The following is an 18,455-nucleotide window of genomic DNA, read 5'->3' as shown; positions in this document are numbered from 1 at the left end:
TTTATTCATCAAACCTACTTCATCGTGGATCTAACAGAATCGATTAACCACTTTTACCGACAGTATAAACGCACTATACATATTTCAGCGATCTCAATTGCCGTCCTCCTCGCGGGCACGGCTATTTTTTATGCCGCTACTCAGCTGAATAGCAAAAAAGGGCTGCGGGCTTCGCTTTCTTCAGCGGAAGCACCGGTGGAGCTTAGCGCTTTCCCGGCAGTAGTCCCTACCATGAAGTACGGCTTTGCTATTGATACGCTGCAATTGCAGGAAAACACCATTCAATCCGGACAATTCTTAGCCGACATCCTCCTGGGTCAGCAGCTCGATTACCCTTCGATTGAGAAGCTGGTCGCCAATATGGAGGATGTTTTTGATGTTCGCCACCTTCGGGTAGGCAAACCTTATACCATTCTTTCCAAGCCGGGCGCAGAGCAGCCGCTTTACATGGTCTATGAGCCCAACGACTACGAGTATGTGGTGTTCGAGCTCTCCGGTGACTACAAGGTGGAGCGTAAGGAGCGTGTTGTGGAAACGCAGCAGGGCTCTGTAGCTGGCAAGCTGGAGTCTTCCCTTTGGAACGCCATCGTCGGACAGGGGCTGAGCTACGAGCTGGCTGCTAAAATGGAAGGCGCGCTGCAATGGTCGATTGACTTCCACCACCTGCAGAAGAACGATGAGTTCAAACTCGTTTTTGACCGCGAGTTTATCGATGGCGAAGAAGTAGGCATCGGGGCCGTCCACGCAGCTTACTACAAAACAGGCGAGAACGAATACCACGCTATTTACTACAAGAGCGAAGATGGGGCACACGAAGGGTACTATGACCTGGAAGGCCGCCCGATGAAGCGGGGCTTCCTCAAATCGCCGGTGAAGTACTCCCGGATTTCCTCCTACTACAACCTCAACCGCTTCCACCCTATCCTGAAGCGCCGCCGCCCGCACTATGGCACCGATTACGCTGCGCCTTACGGCACACCTATCTACGCGGTGGGTGACGGTGTGGTTACCCGTGCCTCCTACACCAAAGGCAACGGCAACTTCGTAAAGATCAAACACGATAAAACCTACGAAACGCAGTACCTGCACATGCAAAAGTTCGCCAAAGGCATCAGCGTCGGCACACATGTGAAGCAAGGGCAGGTGATTGGCTATGTGGGCTCTACGGGCCTGGCTACAGGCCCTCACGTTTGCTTCCGCTTCTGGAAAGACGGCAAGCAGGTCAACCACCTGAATATGAAATTCCCACCTGCCAAGCCACTGCCGGATTCAGAGCTGTCTCAGTTTGGGCTGCAGCGCGACCGCTACATGGAACTGCTGAATAATGCCAAACCGAACAAGATCGTTTCAGAAGAAACCGATGAAGCAACCGGTGCGGATAACCCGTAAGAAAAACAAGATCCATCAAAACAAAACGAAGCCCCCTTCGGCTGCCAAAATGGTACTGAAGGGGGCTTATTCTTTTTAGGACGGCGGGTAAAAGAAGAGGCTAATTCCAGCTAACAAATTCCGGCATATTCGCAATGACCGTGTAAGCATCACCTTTGTTGTACATCGCCTGCTCCCATACCTGACCGGAGTCCATATTGAAAAGATAGTTGGCGTGCATGTCTGCCACCACCCAGGAGCCGAGGGTCATCTCATCATCGAGCTGCCCTTCCGACCAACCAGAATAGCCAACGAAGAAGCGGATATCTTTAGGCTCGATGAGCTGGGAGGTCGCTAAAAATTTCAGTTTTTCGAAATCACCGCCCCAGTAGATACCGTTGCCGACCGGGCGGCTGCCTTCCAGCAAATCCCCTACCGTGTGCAGATAGTGGATGGTATCGCGCTGCACCGGCCCGCCGTAGAGGACCCGGGACTCAAATTCCGGGAAGGACTCGACCAGGGCATCGATCTGCATATCAAGTGGCTTATTCATGATGAACCCCACGCTGCCTTCCTCGCCATGCTCACAGAGCAGCACCGCAGCGCGTTTAAAATTTGGATCTAACATGAAGGGCTCTGCCAGTAAGACCTGCCCGTTTTTCACTTGATTGCTAACCATAAAATTGTGCTTTCATTACAAAAGAACCCATCGGGGACGGGAATTGGTTCAGCCGGGAGTCATTTTTTTGAATACTACAAAGCACTTGTAGGGAACTGCCGGTCTACCTTCTTTACAAAACCCTGGAGCGTCTTGCCATTCCCACCGACCTCGATAAACTCGGTGACGCCATCCGCGATCATGTTTTTCATGGTTTGTGTCCAGCGTACGGGGGCTGTCAGTTGAGCGATGAGGTTTTTTTGGATGACTTCCGGGTCGGTTGTGGCGGTCGCGGTAGCATTTTGATAGATCGGGCAAACCGGTTGCTGGAAGGCTGCTGCCTCTATAGCCGCCTGTAGTTCGTCCTGAGCAGGTTGCATTAATGGAGAGTGGAAGGCCCCACCTACCGGCAGTACGAGCGCCCGGCGGGCCCCCGCTTCCTTCAGTGCCTCCACCGCCTGATTCACACCTTCCACAGAGCCAGAGATCACCAGCTGGCCAGGGCAGTTATAGTTGGCCGCGACCACAATAGCATCGATACCCTCACAAATCTGCTCTACGACTTCGTCCTCCATACCAATGATGGCGGCCATGGTGCTTTCCTGCATTTCACAGGCTTTCTGCATGGCCTGAGCACGGCCTTGTACCAGCTTGAGCCCCTCTTCAAAACTCAGGGCACCGGCGGCTACAAGGGCAGAAAACTCGCCCAGGGAGTGCCCGGCTACTGCACCAGGGTTCATCTCGTCTCCCGCCATTTTGGCTTTCACAATGGAGTGCAGGAACACCGCAGGTTGCGTCACCCGCGTCTGCTTGAGGTCTTCAGCGGAGCCTTCAAACATTACATCCGTAATGCGGAAACCAAGAATATCGTTGGCTTGCTCAAATAGCTTTTTAGCCAGGTCGCTGCTTTCGTACAGGTCTTTGCCCATACCTTCAAACTGGGAAGCTTGGCCGGGGAAAACGTAGGCTTTCATGGTTGATTTCGTTTTGAAGTTTTCTGATTATGCTCCTGAAGGAGCCTTCTTTCAATGCAAATCGGCACTGACCAGGTTTAAAAATTCTGCCCGGGTCTCCGCCCTTTGGAATTCGCCGGTAAAAGCAGAGGTGGTCGTTACTGAATTTTGCTTTTGTACGCCGCGCATCATCATGCACATGTGGCGGGCTTCAATCACTACAGCCACACCCAGCGGGTTTAGGGTTTCATGTATGCAGTGCAGAATTTGATCCGTCAGGCGCTCCTGTACCTGCAGCCGCCGGGCGAACACATCGATCACCCGCGGAATTTTGCTTAATCCCACGATGTAACCGTTGGGAATATACGCCACATGCGCCTTTCCAAAAAATGGCAGCAGATGGTGTTCGCACAGGGAATACAATTCGATATCTTTTACCAGGACCATTTCGCTGTATTCTTCCCGGAACATAGCAGACTTCAGTATCTGTTCTGCGTCTTGTTCATAGCCCTGTGTGAGAAACTGCATAGCTTTGGCAGCCCGCTCCGGAGTCTTGACGAGCCCTTCGCGGCTCACGTCCTCACCCAATTGCCCAATGGCAGCCTGGTAAAGCCCAGTCAGGGCTTCGGTAGTTGCTTGATCGTATTCCTCTGATTTGTGAAAAGACATGCCTGTTTGAGTTGATTCCTAAGAAGAACGCCGATAACAGCAAAGGGTTGTCTGCAAGGCTACTCGCCATAGTATTCAGCGAAGATATTTTCGGTCTCGTACAGCTTGATGCAGTGCAGCTGACAGCCTTCCAGCAGGGGCTCCAATTGCTGCCAGAACAGGATGACGAGGTTCTCAGTTGTAGGCTGCATACCTTCGGGGATAAAATCGACGTCCAGGTTAAGGTTGCTGTGGTCTACTTTATCCACAATCGACGACTTGATGAGCTTACTCAGCTGTTTGACATCCACGATAAATCCGGTGACCGGGTCCGGTTTACCCTTGACGGTTACGAACAGGTCGTAGTTATGACCGTGCCAGTTTTTATTGGAGCATTTGCCAAACATCGTCTGGTTTTTCTCCTCACTCCAGCTATCGACCCATAGTTTGTGGGCGGCATTAAACCGCTCTCTTCTAGTCAGATAAACCATAGTGGCTTTTGCAGTTTTTATCGATTTTCAGCGGCATTCAAAGCCTGTTGAAACAGAACCGCAAAAGTACAAATATTTCTGTTTCTTTAGTGCCCTGCCCGCACAAAGTCGATGATCAGCCTTAATCTGTCTACATTTTTTGATGCCAAACGGGCATTAGCCGTATATTGGCAATGCATTTTCGGAAAGCATAACGACCAGCAGACTTGCAGCAATAACTATGGAAAAACATTTCCAGACCTCCAGAGCTGACCGTATCTACCAGGTACTCACACGGCGTGAAGTATACCACAGCTTGTTTTGGCTGATGGTGCTGCTGCTGCTGACGGTGTTTGAAAATACCCGGCAAGGCTTTTGGTTTACGCTAAGTAATGAAGTAATCAATATCCTGTTTTATGGTGTCATCGTTTACTTCAACCTCCTCTACCTTATCCCCAATTACCTGACCAAAAAGAAATTTTTGACCTACAGCGGGCTGCTTATCCTTGCCACGCTGATCATCACCCCGCTGAAAGTGCTGGTTTTTTACTTCAAATTCAGCAAATTGCCTCAACTGCAGGCCGACCTGCTGGAAAATATGAACTGGTACTTCCTGCTGACCTTTTTCATTGCCGGTTCTTCAACCGTCTTTAAAATCATCACCGACTGGCTGCGGCACTTGCGCGAAAAACAAGAGTTGCAGACCCAAACCATGCAGTCTGAGCTGCGTTTTCTAAAGTCGCAGATCAACCCGCACTTCCTTTTCAACACTCTCAACAACCTTTATGCCCTGACCCTGAAAAAGTCGGACGAGGCACCGGAAATTGTGCTGAAACTTTCGGAAATGATGCGCTACATGCTCTACGAGTGCAACGAAAAGCAGGTCCTCTTGAGCAAGGAGGTCTCCTACATTCGCAACTACCTCGACCTGGAGCGCATCCGGCAGGGCAAAAACGCCCAAATCAACTTTGAAGTCAACGGGCGCATCAGCGACCAAAAGATCGCGCCCCTGATGTTCATCCCCTTTTTGGAAAACAGCTTTAAGCACGGGCTGAGCAGCCGCATTGACGAAGGCTTTGTGAATATCGTATTGAATGTTGATGAAAATAACGTACATTTCTACATTGAGAACAGCAAGTCGGATGCGCCGCCCAGCCGGGACCCCAGCCGCCCCAGTGGTGGCATCGGCCTGGTGAATATCCACCGGCGCCTCAAGCTTTTGTACCCGGACCACTACGAACTAGACATAGAAGACAGCCCCAACACTTACGCTGTAAACCTCATGCTCGACATCGAGCCTCATACCAAAAAATTGGAAGTATGATCAATGCAATCATTGTCGATGATGAACCGCTGGCACAGGACGTGCTGGAGACCTACATCGAAAAGATTCCGGAAATAACCCTTGTCCAAAAGTGCAGCAACGCCCTGGAAGCCAACGAAGCACTAAAGTCTAAAGACGTTGACCTCATGTTCCTCGATATTCAGATGCCGCAGCTTACCGGCGTGGATTTCCTGAAAACGCTGAACAAACCACCGGTCGTCATCTTCACCACCGCTTATCCTAATTACGCTATTGAAGGGTTTGAGCTCAATGCACTGGACTACCTGCTGAAGCCTATTTCCCTGGAGCGCTTTATGAAAGCCACCAACAAAGCCATCGAGCAGATTGAACTGAAGCGAAAAGGCAATGCGGCCGAAACGGCACCCGCTGCTGCCGATGACCCCGGCTACATCTTCGTTAAAGCCGATAAGAAACTGGTCAAAATCCACTACCAGGATATCATCTACATCGAGGGGCTAAAGGACTATGTCATCATCCGGCAGGAAAATTCCCGGGTCATCACTCTGCAGACCATGAAGAGCCTGGAAGACAAACTACCTCAGGGCACCTTTAAGCGCATTCACCGAAGCTACATCGTAAACATCGAGCGCATTGATGCGGTAGTGGGCAATATGGTGGAAGTGGTGGAGAAGGGACAGGCTAAGCATCTCCCTATCGGCAAAAACTACCGGGACGAACTGCTCGATATTGTCAATAAAAACCGCTTGTAGATTTTGCTGTCAGATGCCATTCTGCAAGCCTGTATTCAAGCTACCGGGTCGCCAGTGGAGCGCAGCCAGCCGGTGAGTGGTGGGAGTATTAATGCTGCTTACCGCCTGGAGACCTCAAAGGGCCACTTCTTCCTGAAGGTCAATGATGCCCCTCAGGCCGGTGCCATGATGGCTGCTGATGCCTATGGATTACAGTTGCTTAGGCAGGCGGGCCCGCTGAGCATACCGGAAGTGATCCGGCAGGGCACGGTGGACGGGCAAAGCTATCTTTTGCTGGCGTTCATTGAGGAAGGGCGGGCTACTGCAGCTTTTTGGCAGGCCTTTGGCGAAGGGCTGGCCAGGCTGCATCAGCATACGGCCGACACCTTTGGGCTGGATCAGGACAACTTCATCGGCAGTTTGCCGCAGCGCAACCACCGGCATGCCAACTGGGCCGACTTTTACCGAGAGGAACGCCTGCGCCCGCAAGTCCGCAGGGCTACACAGCAACATTTGCTATGGCCGGGAGCCGAGGCGCAGTTCAGCCGTTTGTACGAACGATTGCCCGACCTTTGCCCCCAGGAGCCCCCTGCCCTGACCCACGGCGACCTCTGGAGCGGCAACTTTCTGACTGCCGCCGATGGCAGCCCGGTCCTGATTGACCCGGCCGTGAGCTATGCCCACCGGGAGATGGACCTGGGCCTGTCGCTGCTGTTTGGCGGGTTCTCACCGGCATTCTACGAAGCCTACGAGCAGGCCTACCCTACCGCTCCCGGATTCAGGAAACGCGCCGGCCTTTACCAACTTTACTATCTACTGGTCCATGTCAATTTGTTTGGCCGCAGCTATACCGGCTCGGTGCAGGAAATTGTCAACCGATGGGCCCGCTAATGCACGACAAAAACATGTACAGCCACGAATTCAAAAAGCGGGTACGCTACGGCGAAACCGATCAGATGGGTTACCTCTACTACGGCAACTACCCGCAATACTACGAAATAGGCCGGGTGGAAATGCTGCGGTCCCTTGGCCTGACCTACAAAGCTATGGAAGAAGAACAGGGCATACTCATGCCAGTCGTTTCCATGAACATTCGCTACGTACGGCCCGCTCATTACGACGAATTACTAACCATCCGGACAACGCTGCGGCAACTACCGGAGCGCTTCATCACCTTTCACATGGAGTTGTTCAATGAGCGCGGCAAGCTCGTCAACGGGGCTACCGTAAAGCTGTGCTTTGTGGATGCGAAGTCGGGCAAAACCATTCCGGCACCTGAACTGTTGGTCAACCAATTGAAGCCTTACTTTGAAGAAGCCTAAAATAGACATAGAAGCCATACAAAAACGGTTGTTCAACCTGCCCATCGTCAAGCAGGTGATCGAATGGTCGCAGCATAACTCTCTGCCGGGGTTTTTCAAGGTTCCGTTGTATGACGTGATTGTCTTCATTCAGAATGAGCTGAAGCGCAATGACCTGTTTACCCGTTCCTATGCCATTGCCTACAACTTCTTCCTTTCTATTTTCCCCTCTCTTATTGCATTCTTTACGCTTATCCCCATTTTCAAGTGGGCATTTATTCAGTACCTGCCGGAGGGAGAGAACTTTGATATTTACCTGCGCACAGAAATACAACGAATATTACCAGGTGTAACCGGAGACCGGTTGTTTGCCTTCGTGGACGACATCACCAATAATCCACGGTTTGGGCTCCTCAGCATTGGTTTTATTTTTGCCATTTACTTTGCCTCCAACGGCATGATTGCGCTGATGCGCGGCTTTGACAAGTCTTACAACAAAACCTTCAAAAGCAGGAATGCTTTCAAAAAGCGCTTCATCGCAATAGGCCTGACTTTTTTGATCGGTGTGCTGCTGATTGCTGCAGTGGTACTGATTATCCTGGGCGAGTTCCTGCTTGGGCTGTTGAATGACTTTATCGCTCTGGACAGCTTTACCAATATCACCATTCAGCTGCTGCGCTGGCTGGCAATTCTGCTGGTATTTTACATGGGTATTGCGCTGATCTACCGGTATGGGGCCGCTGCCAAACGGCGGTTTGCCATCTTTTCGCCGGGGACTACGCTGGCGACTATTTTATGCATCATCTCATCTCTGGCCTTCTCTTTTTATGTCAATGAATTCAACACCTACAACGAGCTCTACGGCTCGCTCGGTGCCATCATCGCATTGATGCTTTGGATACAAATCAACTCCCTCATCCTGCTCATTGGCTTTGAGCTGAATGCGAGCATTGCCGTCAACCGCGACCTGAAAAAGCGCATCCCGGCCAAAGAGGTGTGATTACTGCCGGATTTCTATCTTCCTGACCTGACTTTTCCCACCCTGCGTGACCTCAAGGAAGTAATCATCAGAGCCATTCTTCAGGAGGTTGGTCCGGTCTCTGAAGGTTCCGGAAAAGCTGCCCAGGTCGAAATCGTATACGGCCCGCCCCCTTGTATTGAATACCTTTACCCGAGTTGGGCCGCTACCTGGTAATTCGAAGCTCAGCTCAAGTACCTTCTGATCAAAATCGGCACCAAAGTAAAAGTTACTGACCGGCAGGGACTGATCTGTTTTAAGACCAAGCCCATACTGCCGGTTGGCCTGTTGCACATCGTTGCGGTCCATGCTTTGACTAAGCAGTTTACGGCCGTTCCTGTCCTTGATGTAGGTATCGAAGTACTTATTCTCCTGCTTTTCGGTAGTACGTACGGTAGCTGTGACCTTGTTTTCTTCATAAGCGCAACGCGACTGAATGGGATGAGAACGTTCAATCCGGCCTCTGCCCCTCCAGGCTACAATTTCAATATCCGAGCCCACTTCCGTATCATTGATGGCGTAGGTCAGATCAGTCCAGTCCAGAATTTTATAGCCATTGATACGCAGGATTTCATCTCCGTCTTCCAGCCCCATCTCATCTGCAGTGGAGCCCCTTACCACCTGAATGACAATTCCATCCTTTTGAGGCGCTTTGCTCATTTTCATCACGCCCAGGAAAGGGTCCTGGCAGGGGGTAACCGAGATACTTCGGCGTTCTTCATTCCGGTTGCCGAAAATAATATCCAGCCTGACCCGGCCGGTGCCCCGTTGTACGTATAGCTTGGCCCGATCGCCGGCATTATATCGGTCGAGAATATCGGAAAGGGATTGCTCTGCTCCTGTACGATAGGCATCCACACCATAAATATAATCCAGTGCCCGCAGCCCGGCCCGGTCGGCGGGCGTACCAGCGATCACTTTCCGAATGTAGCTACCGTACAGGTTTTCAAAGCCCAGCGCCCGGGCTTTCTCCGGCCCAATCGAATTCAGGTAAACCCCCATATAGGCATCGTTATCCGGCCCCATTGCCTCATAACGGTTGCTCAGGCGGTATTGAGTGCCCTGAGCGTTTAGGGAGGCAAGGTGCAGCAGGCAGAGTGCAAGTATAATATGAAGGGTAGCCGCGGTTTTCATAATTTTCTATATTCGCTTTAATGGGAATAGACAGTGTCGTTTATTTTTGGTTGCAAAGATCCCTCTTGTTACTACTGGAAAAACCTGTATCTTAAGGTAAATTTCAAGCTATGATAAAAAACGTACCTCTCGCATTGCTGATCATTTTTTTCACTTTTACCTCTGCGATAAATACACTACGGGCGCAGGCTCTACCTGCTTGGTCCGTTGGCGGGAGTATACAAGGTGGTGCAGGCAGTAGTTCATATAGTGACCACCCCTACCTGACCCAAAACCGGGAATTTGGCATGGTCTGGCATTACGGCATTCACTTCAATACCTGGTATCAACTTACCTCCAGGCTTTCTTTAGGTGGAGGTGGCGGAATCCGATCTCAGTATTTTCAGCTTCAGACCTTCCGTACCCTGCCTGATTTGGCGAGCGATATTGGTTTTGTCCCTGCCGATGAAGAAACAGACTATTATTTAGCCCGGATAAAGCATAACAGCACTTTCCTCAAATTGAACCTCCGTGCTGAATACCTCATGCTCCCCTATCAGCAAACGGCATGTAACCTGGGGCTGATTGCAGGTGCTTCCCTGGGGGTTGCACCATTAAACCGGATCAGAACCGCCTACGGAGAACTTGACCCCTTTAGCAAGAACTTCCTGCCCCGATTTGGGTCTAACCATCTTTTCGATGGTATACAGAGTGAGGCACAAATCGAGGACTACTTCAGGCAGCAGCTAAACAGAAGCCTTCTTTTTTATCAGCTAGGTATGGTTGTTTACGCTTCTAATCCTAACCGCCCTGCCCGCACAATACGGATAGCACTGGTTTATGAAGGCACCAATCAGGCCCTAAGCCAGGGATTCAATAGCCCTATGCAGGGGTTCAGCCTAAATATTGGGGTGCGCCTGAATCGATAATGCCCAACAAACAGGACTTCCAAAGCACCAATTACGCACCAAACAGCCACTGTTTCTCATCCATATCTCCGCTTCAGAGGGCAGGCTTTTTCTAAGGCCTGACGCGATTCCGGGAAAAGAGGAGCTCATCCCTTCCTCTGACACGACCTTCTACTTCAAAGGCCAGAACCTGTCCTGGGAGTTTTTCCTGAATGAGCAGGAAGAGGTCATCGGTTTCGGAATAGAAGGCGACCGGGAAAACATGGGCATTAAGCAATGAACACGGTGAACCGTTACCCTGGCGACAAACGCCCCCGGACCAACCACACGGCCAGCAGCAAACAAAGGATCATCAGGAAACCGCTGCCGATGTAGGGGTATTGGTAATGCAGCCCGTACAGCCAGCCCCCCAGGAATGGGCCTACTACCCTACCGAGGGAACCCACTGACTGCCCCAGCCCCAGAATACGCCCCTGTTCTTTTTCCGAGGAGTTCTTCGATAACAGGGAGGTGATGGTAGGTGTCAGTGCGCCATTCGCCAGCGCAATCAGTACGATGGCCAACAGTTCAAGAGGGATAAAGTATTGAACGGGTACAAAGGGTAAAGACGTCAGCCCAAAGAACATCAGTACATACCCGGCAACCAGCAGAGTGCGGTCGCCGAAGGTCTTCGAGGCCCAGCCGACCAGCCCGCCCTGAACGATGGCTGTGATGACCCCCAGGAAAGCAAAGGTATACCCCACCTGCTCTTCATTCAGCCCGTAGTGTTCTTCCCACAGCAGGGTGACCGAAACGGTCATGAGCGAAAAGGCAGTGATGAAAATGAAATTAATGATCAGCAGCTCATTGACCACCGGTTTTTTTAATCCATAGCGGAAATCAGACAGCGGGTTCTCGAATAGCGGGCCTTTTGCTGATTTGGGCTCCTCCAGGCTTTCTGACAACAGGAAGTAGGCCATCAGCAGATTGATAGCGGAAAGCGCGGCGGCAACGTAGCCCACGTATTCAATCCCAAAGTTACTTTTCAGAAAACCACCCAGGGGCGGCCCGAAAATAAAGCCCAACCCAAAGGCTGCACCGATAATCCCAAAGGCCTTCGCCCGCTTATCGGGCGGTGTGATATCACTGATATAAGCCTGGGCAGTGGAAATGTTTGCTGAGCCAATACCCGCAATAATACGAGCGGCAAAAAGCAGAAAAAGGCTGGCAGCGTGCGCAAAGATCACATACCCCAATCCGGTGATAAAAATACTGATGAGCAGGATGGGCTTCCGGCCTTTGCGGTCACTCAGATTCCCCCAAAAGGGAGCCACCAGAAACTGCATAAAGGAAAAACTCGCTGCTACCAGACCAATAACCATACCCGAAGCCCCCAATTCATTGGCATAAATTGGCAGGATAGGGATGATCAGCCCGAAGCCCAGCAGGTCTATAAAAATGGTAACAAACAAAACGAGTAGTGGCGATTGCTTCATGCATTTCCCTTTTGGTGAAAGGTACGGAATTTGAATCCGTTTGGAGTTTTATGGGTAACGAAACCCACTGCCCTTCCCGCTCAAAGAGCGGTGGCAAGGCAGGTTTGACAAAGGTATGGCAAAAGCCTTCTCCTGTTAATGCTCTACCCTAACTAATTCCTTGTGTTTTTTGCTTGCTTTTTTCCGGAAAGTAATACAATTTGACCCCGATTTGCGTGATCAATGCGCAAATGATAACAATGAACAGAAAACTAAGCGTGCTGGTCCTCACCGATCACCGCAACCACACAGAGCATAACTCCGTCTACGCCCTGTGCAGCGCCCTTCGCCGACAACCAGGCATTGCTCACGTACACGTGGCCAGCCGGGGCAATTCGGCTAATGCTGCTTTCTTCAACGATTACACTTCCACTCAGGTCCGCGCCTGGGCATTAGACGGGGAGATGCACTTTGATCATGCTGCCTATCGGTTTCAGCAGGAAACTGTTCCCGCCGACCTCAATGACTATGACTGGATATGGCTGCGGCTGCCTCACTCTATCCCCGAGGGCTTCTTTGAATTCCTTTGCTCCGTGTATCCTGAAGAACGCATCTTCAACCGCCCTTCCGGTATCATGGAGACCAGTACCAAGGCTTTTCTGACCCAATTCCCGCAGTGGAGCCCGGATGTACAGCTCTGCCAGTCTATGGAAGACGTATGGGAAATGCAGTCGCGCTACCCCATCGTACTAAAGCCCCTGCATAGCTACGGCGGACAGGGCATTCTCAAAATCAAGAACGGCAAGGTCTACAATGAGCCTAAACCGGTCAGCCTGCGGTCCTATCGGCAGGTGCTGGAAGCCGGGTTTGAACAGGGCGGCTTCCTCGGCATGCGCTTTCTGAAAAACGTCAAAAAGGGCGACAAACGCATTGTAGTCGTCAACGGGCGGATTTTGGGCGCGGTGCTCCGTATGCCCCCCAAGGGTTCCTGGCTCTGTAATGCAGCTCAGGGCGGACAGGCAGTATTGTCAGAGCCGGACGAGCGGGAGCGCCGGATGGCCAGGGAGCTATCCAAAGTGCTGCTGCCCAAAGGCATCGTTATGTTTGGCATGGATACCCTGGTCAACGATGAAGGCCTGCGGGTGTTATCGGAAGTCAATACCCTGAGTATCGGTGGAATTAAGCCTATGGAAGACCTCTCTGGCAAGCCCATGGTCAGGCGGGCTGCTCATCAGTTGGCCCGATACATGCAGGCAAGCACAACTCAACCGCAGACGGCAACGTTCTAAGGGTATCACAATTAATTGATTATGCCCTTTTTTAGTAAGGGAGGGTTGAAGGTAACACTTCGAGCTCTGCTGCTTGCTGCACTTATTGCTATTCGGATCAACCTTCCTGCCGCATCTTACCTGGATGATCCGTGGGCAGCCCATGCCAGCCTGGTGATGGGGTTCATTGTCTTCGCTCTGAGTGCAAGCCTTGCCGTAGCTATCCTGAGTTACCTGTACCGCCGCAACAAAAAACTCCCCTCTTCTAAGAACGATAACGTCCTGCTGGGCTTACGCAACATCTATTACATCGTGCTCACCGGCGCGGCTATGATCACTATTCTGGGTTTCTGGAATATTGACCTGAAGACCCTTTTTACGACCCTGAGTATTGTGGCAGCTGCCATTGCCATCATCTCTAAAGACTATGTGTCGGAAATCATCAGCGGGATCATTATCAGTTTTTCCCGGGAAGTCACCATCGACGATTATGTGAAAATCGGAGAGCACAAGGGGAAAATTATAGATATCAACCTCACCAAAATTGCTCTGCTCAATGAAGATGATGATGTGATTTTCATCCCCAACAACAAAGTCTTTTCCAGCGAAATTGTCAACTACACCCGGCGCGAAATCAAAAAGGTAAGCATCGAGTTTGAAGTCCTGACGGCTGCCATTGAGACCGTAGAAGAACTGGAGTCAGACCTCATCCGGTCTATTCAGGAATACGAAGCCCATATTGAGCCCCAGAGTTACAACCTCAAGGTCGTGGATATCCGCAAAGACAGCGTGAGCCTGAAGTTCCAGTACGTTCTGCGCGAGATCAACCGGGACCTTGAGCGGGAAATCCGCCGCAAAACAGTACGGCGGGTCGTCAACTATATCAAAGGCACAGCCTGAACAGGGCACTAAAAATTACCAGGAATTTTGTATTATGGCGATGCAAAATACAGGCTATGCAAAGCCCCAACCTTCCCAATTCAAAAACCATCAGGGCTATCCTTGGAGATGGCCGGCTGAAAGAGGCCGTTGAGCGGTTACAGTTCAGTGCCGAGCAACGGCAATGGCTGCCGGTCATTTCTTCTGCTAATGACTTGCAGCGGATAGGGCAAATCAGCTCCAATACCCAACTGGCGATCCGGTTTTCCAAAAACGCTACGCCTCCCCAAATGCGGCAGTTGGCACAGTATGGAAAAACGGCTTTGCGCAACCCCAAAAATGCCGCTGTCCTTGGCGCCCTCCTCGCAACCGGTATTGTGGCAGGCTATGAACTTCTCGAAATAGAAGACAACGATCAGCCCGCTGCTATTATACCGCAATCTGGCACAGGAGTAGCATACGCAGATATCGGCCAGCTGGCTTCCAAAGAAGAAATCATCAGCGGTTTAAAAAACTTCAAAATTTCCCAGCAAATCCTCGATGCGGTCTCCGCAGAGCTTAGCCTTCCTGCCAGGCAATCCACACAGCGCACAACTCAATCGCTGACCCTTTCCACGGACAAGCTGAATACCAAAGCTTTTCTGCCCCCTGTTGCCAGTGCAGAAGCACGCCTTGAAGAGGTTAATTTTTCCCGTTCTTTCCGGGATAGCACCGTATATTTAAATATTTCCATTGCCGGGCAAATCACCAACCAAACCCGGACGATCGTGAAAGCCCGGTTTTTTGACCCGGCTGGCCAACCATTACTGAACCCTGGTTCAGACTATACTGATGATAGCGGTCAGGTAGAAGCCCGCCGGGAATTAATCGGCGTTATTTCAGGGAATAAATTTCACCAATTCCCGATCTCTAAGCCGCTGTCACTATCTTTACCCATCACTGCTTTACCCAATCCGGAAAACATAAAGTGCCGGATTGAAGTATGGCATAAAAGTTCAGGAAAACTACTCGCCGCATCGGCTATTTTACCAATTTCATAAAAAACCAGGTTACTTCTATGCAAAAGACACTCCTATCTATACTGGCGGCAGCATGGCTATGCGCTGCACAGGCACAAACCGACAATATGGATCAATTTATCGAGGACCTGCTCTCCAAGATGACGCTGGAGGAAAAAGTGGGGCAAATGAATCAGTACAACGGTTTTTGGGAAGCCACAGGACCGGCCCCTTCTGATGGAAACGCCAAACGCAAATACGAAGACCTCCGCAATGGCCGGGTGGGCTCCGTGCTGAATGTACGGGGCGTGGAGGAAGTCCGGGCTATGCAAAAGCTGGTCGTTGAGGAGTCCCGCCTGGGTATTCCGTTAATTTTCGCTTCCGATATTATCCACGGCTACAAAACCCTGGCCCCCATCCCATTGGCAGAAGCCGCCAGCTGGGATCTGAAAGCCATTGAAGCCTCCGCCCGTATGGCTGCCACTGAAGCTTCAGCTACCGGTGTCAGCTGGACCTTTGCCCCCATGATGGACATCTCCCGTGATGCCCGCTGGGGCCGGGTCATGGAAGGCGGCGGGGAAGACACCTACCTGGGCAGCGCTATTGCTGCCGCGCGAATCCGGGGTTTTCAGGGCGAAGACCTCAGCGCCAACAACACCATCATGGCTTGCGCCAAACACTTTGCCGGCTACGGGTTTGCCCAGTCTGGCCTGGATTACTACACCGCCGACATAGGTACGGCAACCCTGCACAACACCGTCCTGCCTCCATTCCGGGCCGCCGTCGAGGCAGGCGTGGGCAGCTTTATGAATGGCTTCAACCTCCTCAATGGCCAACCGGTGACCGGCAGCAGCTACCTGCAACGGGATTTGCTGAAAGGCGAATGGGGTTTCGAAGGAGTAGTGGTCTCGGACTGGGCCTCCATTGCCGAGATGGAAGAACATGGCTATTCTGAAGACCTGAAGGCTGCGGCTAAGCAAGCTGTCACGGCAGGCTCCGATATAGATATGGAGTCCTACGCTTACATCAATCACTTGCAGGACCTCGTGGAGTCCGGTGCTGTCAGCGAATCCCTGGTTGATGACGCCGTGCGCCGTATCCTTCGCGCAAAGTATAAGCTAGGGCTGTTTGAGGACCCATACCGGTATTGTAACGAGGAGCGGGAAGAAGCACTCCTCTACAATGAGGCTCATCAGGAAGCAGTCCTGGATATGGCTAAAAAGTCGATTGTACTGCTCAAAAACGAAGGCAACCTGCTCCCCCTGAAAAAGGAAGGCCTTAAAATCACCTTGATCGGACAGCTCGCCAATGACAAAACCAGCCCCCTCGGCAGCTGGCGCATCGGCTCCGATGATGGCACCGCTGTCTCTGTTTTAGAAGGGCTTTCTGCCTATGAGGGCAATGAAGTCACCTTTGCAGAGGGGCCAAAGCTCTGGGCCAACGAACCCACTTTCGTCACCCCTGTCGACGTTAACACCACCGACCGGACCGGTATGGCGGAAGCGATTGAGACCGCTCAGAATGCCGATGTCGTCATCATGGTACTCGGTGAACATGGCTTTATGAGCGGAGAAGCCCGCAGCCGTACCGATATCAGCCTGCCGGGCCTGCAGCAGGAGCTTTTGGAAAAAGTCTACGAAAACAATCCCAACGTTGTGCTGGTGCTCAACAATGGCCGCCCGCTGACCATTCCCTGGGCTGCAGAGCGCATCCCGGCAATTGTGGAAGCGTGGCAACTGGGTTCTCAAACCGGCCATGCCGTCGCCCAGGTACTTTACGGCGATTACAACCCGAGTGGCAAGCTGCCAATGACCTTCCCCCGAAATCTCGGACAGGTCCCCATCCACTACAACATGCACAATACCGGCCGCCCCAATACTAAGGGAGATGTCTTTTACACCCACTATATCGACTCGCCCCTGAGCCCGCTTTTCCCATTTGGCTATGGGCTAAGCTATACTACCTTTGCCTACGATAACCTCCGGACAAATCTGCGTGGGCAATCCGTAGAGGTAACGGTTAAGCTAACCAATACCGGCGACCGGGCCGGGGAAGAGGTTGTTCAGCTCTACATCCGGGACCGGGCGGCAAGCGTGGTGCGCCCCACCAAGGAACTGAAAGGGTTTGAAAAACTGATGCTCCAACCCGGCGAGAGCCGAACGGTTGCCTTCCGGCTGACGCCACAAGAGCTGGGCTTCTACATGCCTGATGGCCAATTTGTCACCGAGCCTGGCACTTTTGACATCATGGTGGGCCCGAACTCCAGTGACCTGCTGCAGACGACTATTGAGTGGAAATAACCAGCTATGCCGAAGTACATCGCTTTGCTGCGTGGCATTAATGTCAGCGGGCAAGCACAACCTTGAATTATGCAATACCGAACCTTGGGAAAGACCGGATTCAACATCTCCACCATCAGCCTGGGCACCTGGCAGGTAGGCGGGAAATGGGGCAGCGGTTTCGACCACGATCTGGCACAGTCCATCCTTCGTAGCGCCATCGATCAGGGCGTCAACTTCATTGATACCGCCGATGTGTACGAAGCCGGCGAAAGTGAGCAAGCTGTGGGTAAAGCGGTCCGCGAATCGGGTGAGCGCATCTACGTGGCCACCAAATGCGGTCGGCAGATCAATCCCCATGTCAGCGAGGGCTATACGCCAAAAGCGTTGCGCGGCTATGTAGAAGACTCCCTGAAACGCCTTGGCCTGGAGCAAATCGACCTCATACAGCTCCATTGCCCGCCCTGGGAAGTCTACTATCGCCCGGAAATTTTCGGTCTTTTTGAGGACCTCAAAGCGGAAGGCAAAATCGCCCACCTCGGCGTAAGCGTGGAAAAGGTGGAACAAGCGATGAAAGCGCTGGAGTTCGATAATGTTGCCAGCGTGCAGATTATCTACAACATGTTCCGGCAGCGCCCGGAGGAGCACTTTTTCGAAGCGGCAAAGGCAAAAAATGTTGGAATCATCGTGCGTGTACCCCTGGCTAGCGGGCTACTGACCGGGAAGTTTTCCAAATCCTCCACCTTCGGAGCAGGTGACCACCGCCACGGCAACCGCAATGGGGAATGGTTTGACAAAGGGGAGACTTTCGCGGGTATCCCGTTTGAAACAGGGCTGGAAGCGGTAGACAAAATCGAAGGCTTTTTGCCGGAAGGCTACCCCCTCACCCATGCAGCTCTGCAATGGATTCTGCGCCGCCCGGAAGTGAGCACCATCATCCCCGGTGCCCCCCGCGCCGAGCAAGTTGACAGCAACATGGCGGCAGCCGGGGCAGTACCGCTAAGTGATGACGTACTAAAAAAGATACAGGGGCTGTACGAAGCGGATATCAAACCGCTCGTGCATCAACTCTGGTAAGCCGAATAGGTAAAAACACTACTCACAGT

General features: G+C 51.9%; 19 protein-coding genes. 13 read left to right on the top strand and 6 right to left on the bottom strand.

Annotation, left to right across the window (positions count from 1 at the left end; genetic code table 11):
• The first annotated feature begins 24 nt into the window (after positions 1 to 24).
• Positions 25 to 1,389 (top strand): peptidoglycan DD-metalloendopeptidase family protein, encoded by a 1,365-nt coding sequence (locus IX84_RS15315; protein WP_238578287.1) that lies wholly within the window; start codon positions 25 to 27, stop codon positions 1,387 to 1,389.
• 100 nt (positions 1,390 to 1,489) lie between these two features.
• Here the strand turns inward: IX84_RS15315 and IX84_RS15310 are convergent, their stop codons facing one another.
• From IX84_RS15310 to IX84_RS15295, 4 genes are all read right to left on the bottom strand, one after another.
• Positions 1,490 to 2,047 carry a YqgE/AlgH family protein gene (locus IX84_RS15310; RefSeq protein ID WP_044222605.1) on the bottom strand — a complete coding sequence of 186 codons (558 nt, stop codon included), beginning with the start codon at positions 2,045 to 2,047 and terminating at the stop codon, positions 1,490 to 1,492.
• 74 nt (positions 2,048 to 2,121) lie between these two features.
• A complete protein-coding gene (gene fabD / locus IX84_RS15305; RefSeq protein ID WP_044222603.1) occupies positions 2,122 to 3,000 on the bottom strand; it encodes an ACP S-malonyltransferase in 879 nt (292 codons plus the stop codon).
• 51 nt (positions 3,001 to 3,051) lie between these two features.
• Entirely contained in the window at positions 3,052 to 3,648 is a 597-nt protein-coding gene (gene folE / locus IX84_RS15300; protein ID WP_044222602.1) for a GTP cyclohydrolase I FolE, read from the bottom strand.
• Between the two features lie 59 nt (positions 3,649 to 3,707).
• Positions 3,708 to 4,118, bottom strand: a complete 411-nt coding sequence (locus IX84_RS15295) for a 6-pyruvoyl trahydropterin synthase family protein (RefSeq protein WP_044222600.1) — start codon at positions 4,116 to 4,118, stop codon at positions 3,708 to 3,710.
• A gap of 220 nt (positions 4,119 to 4,338) precedes the next feature.
• On the opposite strand from IX84_RS15295, the gene IX84_RS15290 reads away from it, so the two are divergent.
• The 5 genes from IX84_RS15290 to IX84_RS15270 are packed head-to-tail and all read left to right on the top strand — an operon-like array spanning position 4,339 to position 8,432.
• The gene (locus tag IX84_RS15290; RefSeq protein WP_044222598.1) at positions 4,339 to 5,421 is read left to right on the top strand and encodes a sensor histidine kinase; all 1,083 of its coding nucleotides are present in this window, start codon (positions 4,339 to 4,341) and stop codon (positions 5,419 to 5,421) included.
• Positions 5,418 to 6,152, top strand: a complete 735-nt coding sequence (locus tag IX84_RS15285) for a LytR/AlgR family response regulator transcription factor (protein ID WP_044222596.1) — start codon at positions 5,418 to 5,420, stop codon at positions 6,150 to 6,152. Before IX84_RS15290 ends, IX84_RS15285 begins: the two co-directional genes overlap by 4 nt.
• Before the next feature lie 3 nt (positions 6,153 to 6,155).
• Positions 6,156 to 7,022 (top strand): fructosamine kinase family protein, encoded by an 867-nt coding sequence (locus tag IX84_RS15280; protein WP_052516040.1) that lies wholly within the window; start codon positions 6,156 to 6,158, stop codon positions 7,020 to 7,022.
• Positions 7,023 to 7,036: 14 nt separating this feature from the next.
• Positions 7,037 to 7,453, top strand: a complete 417-nt coding sequence (locus IX84_RS15275) for an acyl-CoA thioesterase (protein ID WP_081968796.1) — start codon at positions 7,037 to 7,039, stop codon at positions 7,451 to 7,453.
• Entirely contained in the window at positions 7,440 to 8,432 is a 993-nt protein-coding gene (locus tag IX84_RS15270; protein ID WP_044222592.1) for a YihY/virulence factor BrkB family protein, read from the top strand. The genes IX84_RS15275 and IX84_RS15270 overlap by 14 nt, the downstream gene beginning before the upstream one ends.
• Here IX84_RS15270 and IX84_RS15265 read toward each other — a convergent pair whose 3' ends face one another.
• On the bottom strand, positions 8,433 to 9,584 hold the full coding sequence (locus IX84_RS15265; protein ID WP_044222589.1) for a PDZ domain-containing protein: 1,152 nt from the start codon (positions 9,582 to 9,584) through the stop codon (positions 8,433 to 8,435).
• Positions 9,585 to 9,694: 110 nt separating this feature from the next.
• On the opposite strand from IX84_RS15265, the gene IX84_RS15260 reads away from it, so the two are divergent.
• Positions 9,695 to 10,492 carry a hypothetical protein gene (locus IX84_RS15260; protein ID WP_044222586.1) on the top strand — a complete coding sequence of 266 codons (798 nt, stop codon included), beginning with the start codon at positions 9,695 to 9,697 and terminating at the stop codon, positions 10,490 to 10,492.
• Positions 10,493 to 10,764: 272 nt separating this feature from the next.
• On the opposite strand, the gene IX84_RS15255 is transcribed toward IX84_RS15260, so the two are convergent.
• Positions 10,765 to 11,976: an MFS transporter gene (locus IX84_RS15255; protein ID WP_316931690.1), complete on the bottom strand. Its 1,212-nt coding sequence runs from the start codon at positions 11,974 to 11,976 to the stop codon at positions 10,765 to 10,767.
• A 209-nt stretch (positions 11,977 to 12,185) separates the two neighbouring features.
• Here IX84_RS15255 and IX84_RS15250 point away from each other — a divergent pair, with 209 nt between their 5' ends.
• The 6 genes from IX84_RS15250 to IX84_RS15230 are packed head-to-tail and all read left to right on the top strand — an operon-like array spanning position 12,186 to position 18,426.
• Entirely contained in the window at positions 12,186 to 13,214 is a 1,029-nt protein-coding gene (locus IX84_RS15250; RefSeq protein ID WP_052516039.1) for an ATP-grasp domain-containing protein, read from the top strand.
• Positions 13,215 to 13,235: 21 nt separating this feature from the next.
• Positions 13,236 to 14,093: a mechanosensitive ion channel family protein gene (locus IX84_RS15245; protein WP_052516038.1), complete on the top strand. Its 858-nt coding sequence runs from the start codon at positions 13,236 to 13,238 to the stop codon at positions 14,091 to 14,093.
• A 56-nt stretch (positions 14,094 to 14,149) separates the two neighbouring features.
• The gene (locus tag IX84_RS15240; RefSeq protein ID WP_044222579.1) at positions 14,150 to 15,112 is read left to right on the top strand and encodes a hypothetical protein; all 963 of its coding nucleotides are present in this window, start codon (positions 14,150 to 14,152) and stop codon (positions 15,110 to 15,112) included.
• A gap of 17 nt (positions 15,113 to 15,129) precedes the next feature.
• Positions 15,130 to 17,370 carry a beta-glucosidase BglX gene (bglX, locus tag IX84_RS15235; protein ID WP_044222575.1) on the top strand — a complete coding sequence of 747 codons (2,241 nt, stop codon included), beginning with the start codon at positions 15,130 to 15,132 and terminating at the stop codon, positions 17,368 to 17,370.
• A gap of 6 nt (positions 17,371 to 17,376) precedes the next feature.
• A complete protein-coding gene (locus IX84_RS34620) occupies positions 17,377 to 17,436 on the top strand; it encodes a DUF1697 domain-containing protein (RefSeq protein WP_152605100.1) in 60 nt (19 codons plus the stop codon).
• Positions 17,437 to 17,439: 3 nt separating this feature from the next.
• Positions 17,440 to 18,426, top strand: a complete 987-nt coding sequence (locus IX84_RS15230; RefSeq protein WP_044222573.1) for an aldo/keto reductase — start codon at positions 17,440 to 17,442, stop codon at positions 18,424 to 18,426.
• Positions 18,427 to 18,455 lie beyond the last annotated feature (29 nt).

Origin of the sequence: Phaeodactylibacter xiamenensis (assembly GCF_000759025.1) — a bacterium.
Taxonomy (GTDB): Bacteria; Bacteroidota; Bacteroidia; order Chitinophagales; family Saprospiraceae; genus Phaeodactylibacter; species Phaeodactylibacter xiamenensis.
Note: the sequence above shows the minus strand (reverse complement) of the source record. Positions and strands in the feature narration are given on the sequence as shown.

Coding starts and splice junctions, on each gene's coding strand:
- IX84_RS15310 (WP_044222605.1), bottom strand. CDS start 2,047: ATGGTTAGCAATCAAGTGAAAAACGGGCAGGTCTTACTGGCAGAGCCC.
- fabD (WP_044222603.1), bottom strand. CDS start 3,000: ATGAAAGCCTACGTTTTCCCCGGCCAAGCTTCCCAGTTTGAAGGTATG.
- folE (WP_044222602.1), bottom strand. CDS start 3,648: ATGTCTTTTCACAAATCAGAGGAATACGATCAAGCAACTACCGAAGCC.
- IX84_RS15295 (WP_044222600.1), bottom strand. CDS start 4,118: ATGGTTTATCTGACTAGAAGAGAGCGGTTTAATGCCGCCCACAAACTA.
- IX84_RS15290 (WP_044222598.1), top strand. CDS start 4,339: ATGGAAAAACATTTCCAGACCTCCAGAGCTGACCGTATCTACCAGGTA.
- IX84_RS15285 (WP_044222596.1), top strand. CDS start 5,418: ATGATCAATGCAATCATTGTCGATGATGAACCGCTGGCACAGGACGTG.
- IX84_RS15275 (WP_081968796.1), top strand. CDS start 7,037: ATGTACAGCCACGAATTCAAAAAGCGGGTACGCTACGGCGAAACCGAT.
- IX84_RS15265 (WP_044222589.1), bottom strand. CDS start 9,584: ATGAAAACCGCGGCTACCCTTCATATTATACTTGCACTCTGCCTGCTG.
- IX84_RS15260 (WP_044222586.1), top strand. CDS start 9,695: ATGATAAAAAACGTACCTCTCGCATTGCTGATCATTTTTTTCACTTTT.
- IX84_RS15250 (WP_052516039.1), top strand. CDS start 12,186: ATGAACAGAAAACTAAGCGTGCTGGTCCTCACCGATCACCGCAACCAC.
- IX84_RS15245 (WP_052516038.1), top strand. CDS start 13,236: ATGCCCTTTTTTAGTAAGGGAGGGTTGAAGGTAACACTTCGAGCTCTG.
- IX84_RS15240 (WP_044222579.1), top strand. CDS start 14,150: ATGCAAAGCCCCAACCTTCCCAATTCAAAAACCATCAGGGCTATCCTT.
- bglX (WP_044222575.1), top strand. CDS start 15,130: ATGCAAAAGACACTCCTATCTATACTGGCGGCAGCATGGCTATGCGCT.
- IX84_RS15230 (WP_044222573.1), top strand. CDS start 17,440: ATGCAATACCGAACCTTGGGAAAGACCGGATTCAACATCTCCACCATC.